Origin of the sequence: Streptacidiphilus carbonis, from assembly GCF_000787775.1 — a bacterium.
GTDB lineage: Bacteria > Actinomycetota > Actinomycetes > Streptomycetales > Streptomycetaceae > Streptacidiphilus > Streptacidiphilus carbonis.
In genome coordinates, this window is record NZ_BBPM01000048.1 from 1 (window position 1) to 4626 (window position 4626).

6 protein-coding genes are annotated in these 4626 nt (G+C 73.7%); 3 read left to right on the forward strand and 3 right to left on the reverse strand.

Annotated elements, in window-relative coordinates; translation table 11 throughout:
* Positions 1–90: 90 nt before the first annotated feature.
* Entirely contained in the window at positions 91–507 is a 417-nt protein-coding gene (gene tsaA / locus TR46_RS28640; protein ID WP_201776460.1) for a tRNA (N6-threonylcarbamoyladenosine(37)-N6)-methyltransferase TrmO, read from the forward strand.
* A 42-nt stretch (positions 508–549) separates the two neighbouring features.
* Entirely contained in the window at positions 550–924 is a 375-nt protein-coding gene (locus TR46_RS28645; RefSeq protein ID WP_042406808.1) for a hypothetical protein, read from the forward strand.
* A gap of 40 nt (positions 925–964) precedes the next feature.
* Here TR46_RS28645 and TR46_RS28650 read toward each other — a convergent pair whose 3' ends face one another.
* The 3 genes from TR46_RS28650 to TR46_RS28660 form a co-directional block, all read right to left on the reverse strand.
* Positions 965–1813: an LLM class F420-dependent oxidoreductase gene (locus tag TR46_RS28650; RefSeq protein WP_042406812.1), complete on the reverse strand. Its 849-nt coding sequence runs from the start codon at positions 1811–1813 to the stop codon at positions 965–967.
* 133 nt (positions 1814–1946) lie between these two features.
* Complete coding sequence (locus TR46_RS28655; protein WP_042406815.1) at positions 1947–2315, reverse strand: hypothetical protein; 369 nt, start codon at positions 2313–2315, stop codon at positions 1947–1949.
* 211 nt (positions 2316–2526) lie between these two features.
* Positions 2527–3717, reverse strand: a complete 1191-nt coding sequence (locus TR46_RS28660) for an FAD-dependent monooxygenase (RefSeq protein ID WP_042406817.1) — start codon at positions 3715–3717, stop codon at positions 2527–2529.
* A 111-nt stretch (positions 3718–3828) separates the two neighbouring features.
* Between TR46_RS28660 and TR46_RS28665 the strand changes: the two genes are divergently transcribed.
* Positions 3829–4608: an SDR family NAD(P)-dependent oxidoreductase gene (locus TR46_RS28665; protein WP_042406820.1), complete on the forward strand. Its 780-nt coding sequence runs from the start codon at positions 3829–3831 to the stop codon at positions 4606–4608.
* Positions 4609–4626: the final 18 nt, after the last annotated feature.

A 4626-nucleotide genomic window follows, 5' to 3' on the forward strand; every position in this document is an offset into this window, starting at 1 on the left:
CGCGAGGAACTGCGCGACCAACCATGCACAAGCCGCACCCGAAGTCCGCTACCGTGAGGCCGTTGCCCGCCGTCGAAGGGACAGAGCGCGTTGAACGACGACACCTTCGTGCTGCGCCCGGTCGGGCGGGTCGAGTCCCCGCTTGAGGACAGGTCCCGCGCGCCCCGGCAAGGCGATGAGGGCGCGCCGGACGCCTGGCTGGTGTTCGAGGAGAGCGTGCGGGAGGGCCTGCGCGACCTGCGGCCGGGGGCCTCGGCGATCCTGCTGACCTGGCTCGACCGGGCCGACCGGGACGTCCTCACAGTGCGCCCCCGCGGCGACGGATCGCGGCCGGAAACCGGGGTCTTCAGCACCCGCTCACCCGATCGGCCCAACCCGATCGGGCTGCACCGGATCGAGATCGTCTCCATCGACGGCCTCCGGATACTGGTACGGAACCTGGAGGCGCTGGACGGCACCCCCGTCCTTGACCTCAAGCCCGTCCTGGGCCCGCAGTCCGAACGCTGAGGCTCTCCCCACCCCATCCACAGGTCTCCGAGGGGGGTCGGCATGGTCGCCGTCGTCATCGCCGTGCTGGCGCTCGCCGTGGTGCAGTGGCCGTTGTTCAGCCTGCTCCACCGGCGCAGGCTGAGGGCCTGCCGTGGGCTGGTGGAGCAGGCCCTCGCGGTGTCGGCCCAGGAGCGCCGGGTCTCCGCCGAGGAACAGGAGCTGTTCCGGCAGACCGTCGCCCGTCTGGAGGCCGTGCACGCGGCGGCCGTGGCCGCCGTGGAGGCGAAGTGGCTGGACCATGCCCGGACGATCGACGACGGCTACCGCGAGAGCGTGGAGCGCCTGCGGGTCGGCCAGGCCGCCGCCCTGCTGAAGCTCCAGCAGCAGCTGCCCGCACCCGACACACTGCGTCTGCACGGCGAGCAGCGCCCCTGAGCACCCGGCGCGAGCCCGGCCGACCTCGGCCCCGGTGCGGTCAGCCCCAGAGCGCCGCGGCCAGCTCCCGGAATCCGGCATCGGGCAACTCGCCCTCACGGGTGAGGAGTTGGACGGCGACCTCGTCGGCCCCCGCCTCCAGGTGGGCCCGGACGCCCTGGGCCACCCGCTCCGAGGTGCCGTGCACCGCGAGTGCGTCGATCAGGGCGTCGCTGCCGTCGTCGGCCAGGTCCGCGTCGCTCCAGCCCAGGCGGCGCAGGCTGGCGACATAGTTGGCCAGGCCCAGGTAGGGGGACGAGACCCGCGGGCGGCCGATGGCCCTGGCCCGCTCCGGGTCCGGCTCCAGGACCACCTTCTGCTCGGGTGCGAGCAGCGCGTCCTTGCCCAGGATCTCCCTGGCCTGCCGGGTGTGCTCAGGGGTGACCAGGTAGGGGTGGGCGCCCCGGGCCCGGTCCGCAGCCAGTCGCAGCACCCGGGGGCCCAGCGCCGCCAGCACCCGGCGGTCCTGCGGGACGCCTTCGGCGTCCAGCACGTCCAGGTAGGCGACCAGGGCCTCATAGGGCTTGGTGTAGCGGTCGGCGTGCTCGCGGTGGCCGGCGCCGACGCCGAGCAGGAACCGGCCCGGGTGCCGCTCTTCCAGCCGGTGGAACGAGGCCGCGACCTTGTGGGCGTCGTCCTGCCAGATGTTGACGATCCCGGTGGCCACGCCGATGGTCGAGGTCGCGTCGAGCAGCCGCTCGGCCGAGTCCAGGCTGCCGTCCGGCGAGCCGCCGATCCAGATCCGCCCGTAGCCCAGCCGCTCCAGCTCCACCGCGAGTTCGGGCGGCAGTCCGTCGCTGTGCCGCCACACCCCGACCGTGCCCCGCGAAACGCCCGCATTTGCACCCATGACCCGCTCCTCTCGTCCGCGCCGACCCCGGCGGCCGACTCCTGCGGACAACCAGCCCGGGTTCGCGGCTGTTCCCCGCGCGGACGCGGGAGGAGGGGGCCTCCGCCGGTGCGCGGTGGAGGCCCCAGGGTGGTTACGCCGGGACTGCGACCAGGAAGTACTCCCGCCCAGCGCTGTCCCTGACCCGTACCGGTGTCCCCGGCAGCGAGCTGAACACCGCCGCGGCGACCTGCTGCGGGTCGTTCTCGGCCGAGAGCGCCGGGCGCAGCGCGGCCCGGACCGCAGCCTTGGTCTCCGGGGACAGTGGACGGGACTGCTTCTTGTCCCGCACCAACTGGGCGAGCCCGGCCATCTGAACGTCCGACAGGTCCGAGCTCAGCCCCAGGGCGACGGCCCGGGCGGCGATGGTGGCCGTGAGCGCGGACCGGTTGAACTCGTGGCACACCTCGCTGGGGGTGTTGGGCGGCAGGAAGTGCCTGGCGGTGCCGATGTCGGTCTTCAACGTGGCCTCCAATGGCTGGAACAGCTGTTCTCTCGCTCTCCATTGTCGCGCGCACCACTGACAATCCGGCCTGGTCACAGCCCGGATGACGGCCTGTCGGCGACGGACCGCCGACCGATGGAGGAGCCACTGGGCCCTGGCTGCGCAGCTCTCGTCGCCGGGCTGGAACGCGTCCGGGAACTCAGGCACGGTGGACGCCCGCGGTTGCCGGTCAGCAGGACAGCAGCGTTGTGTCCCAGTCGAGTTGGCGAACCAGCTGCTCCTGGACCCGGGAGACCGGGTTCGCGGAGTCGCGCTGCTGCGGCGGGCCCGGCGGGGCTGCGGCCGGGGCCGGGGCCGCGCCCGCTGTGATCCGGGCGCTGGTGGTGATGTTCTGCTCCACGCGCGGGCGGCGGTGCCGCTGGTAAGCGGCGAGCGCGGCAGTGGTCGACGGCAGGTCGCGCAGTGCCTTGGCCAGCACCACGGCGTCCTCCAGTGCCATCGAGGCGCCCTGGCCGGTCGCCGGGGAGGCCGCGTGGGCGGCGTCGCCGATGATCAGCGCGCGACCGGTGGGGGTGTGCCAGGGCGTGCCGACCGGCAGGTCGCAGGCATTGGTCAGCATCAGCCGGTCCCCGGTGGCGGCGACGATGTCCGCTGCCGGGGTGTCGTCCCGGCGCAGCCTGGACACCAGCTCCCCGCGCCACTGGGCCACGGTGCCGGCGGCGAGTTCCGCGGCCGAGGCGGGACCGCCGCTGACCCGGGCGAACCAGAAGGTCTCGTCCTTGGGCGACACCGCGTAGCCGAACGCCGCGGTGTCGCTGCGGATCATGGTGATGCGCTCCGTCGCGTCCTCGGGACGGGCGCCGGGGCTGTAGCCGTAGAAGACGCGCTGGCCGGCGTAGCGCGGCTCGGGACCGCCGGGGTGCAGCAGCGTGCGGACGGTGGAGTTCAGCCCGTCGGCGCCGATCAGCAGGCTGCCTTCGGCGCTGCTCCCATCGGCGAAGCTCGCGGTAACCCCGTCCGCGTCCTCGGCCAGGCCCACCAGCCGGGCCGAGTGCCGGACCACGATGCCGCGACGGCGCGCCTCGGCCTGCAGCACCCGGTTCAACTCGCTGCGCAGCAGGCAGCGGTAGCTGGTCAGCGGCGAGGCCGGATCCCCCAGCGGGACGGCCGCGACCTCGGCGCCGGCGGCGTCGATGACCCGCATGGCCGTCAGCGGGAAGCCGGTGTCGGCGACGGCCTCGGCCGCGTCCAGCTGCGCCAGGGCGCGCATGCCGTTGTCGGCCAGGGTGAGGAAGGCGCCGATGTCCTCGGCGCCGTGCGGATACGCCTCGTGGACGGTGGCCTCGAAGCCGGCCTTGTGCAGGGCCAGCGCGGCAGCGGTGCCGGCGATGCCGCCGCCGATGATCAGGATCCCGGACACGTCGAACTCCGTTCAACGACTTGACTGCTGACACTCTCGCACACGAACGGTATCCCCGGCCGCCCCTTCCCGGCCGCTCGGGGCCGCAGCGGCGTCGTCTAAGGTGCGTGCATGATCGATCAGTCCTACCTCTCCGAACTGTTCTCGCTCGACGGCACGACCGCCCTGGTCACCGGCGGCAGCTCCGGCATCGGCCGGGCCGTCGCCGGCGCCCTGGCCCGAGCGGGCGCGAGCGTGGTCGTGGTCGCCCGCGGCGAGGCGGCACTGGCTGCCACCGTCGACGAGCTGACTGCCGACGGCTGCCGCGCGGCCTGGGTCAGCGCCGACCTGGGCAGCCGCGAGGGCGTGCGGAAGGCGGCCGAGGAGGCGGTGTCGGTCTTCGGGGAACCCGACATCCTGGTGAACTGCGCCGGGGTCAACCTTCGGCCTCCGATGGACGAGCTGGGTGAGGACGTCTGGACGGCCACCATGGCGGTGAACCTGGAGGCGCCGTTCCTGCTGGGGCAGCGCTTCGGCCCGGGGATGGCCCGGCGCGGCTTCGGCCGGATCATCCACGTCACCTCCCAGCAGGCCCACCGCGCCTTCGTCCAGAGCGGCGCCTACGGGGTCTCCAAGGGCGGCCTGGAGTCGCTGGCCCGCTCCCAGGCCGAGGCCTGGTCCCCGTCCGGCGTCACCTGCAACACGCTGGTGCCCGGCTTTGTGATGACCCCGCTCAACGCCCGGCTGGCCGACGACCCGGAGAAGGTCGCGGCGCTGGCCGCCCGCACGATGGTCGGCCGCAACGGCCTGGCCGAGGACTTCGCCGGCGCGGCGGTGTTCCTGGCGAGCCGCGCCTCCGCCTATGTCACCGGCCAGTCGGTCTTCGTCGACGGCGGGCTGTCGGTGCACTGAGCCGCAGCCCGGGTGCAC

Bases quoted from the DNA above. Each gene is read 5' to 3' on its own strand.
- TR46_RS28645 (WP_042406808.1), top strand. From the start codon at position 550: ATGGTCGCCGTCGTCATCGCCGTGCTGGCGCTCGCCGTGGTGCAGTGG.
- TR46_RS28650 (WP_042406812.1), bottom strand. From the start codon at position 1,813: ATGGGTGCAAATGCGGGCGTTTCGCGGGGCACGGTCGGGGTGTGGCGG.
- TR46_RS28665 (WP_042406820.1), top strand. From the start codon at position 3,829: ATGATCGATCAGTCCTACCTCTCCGAACTGTTCTCGCTCGACGGCACG.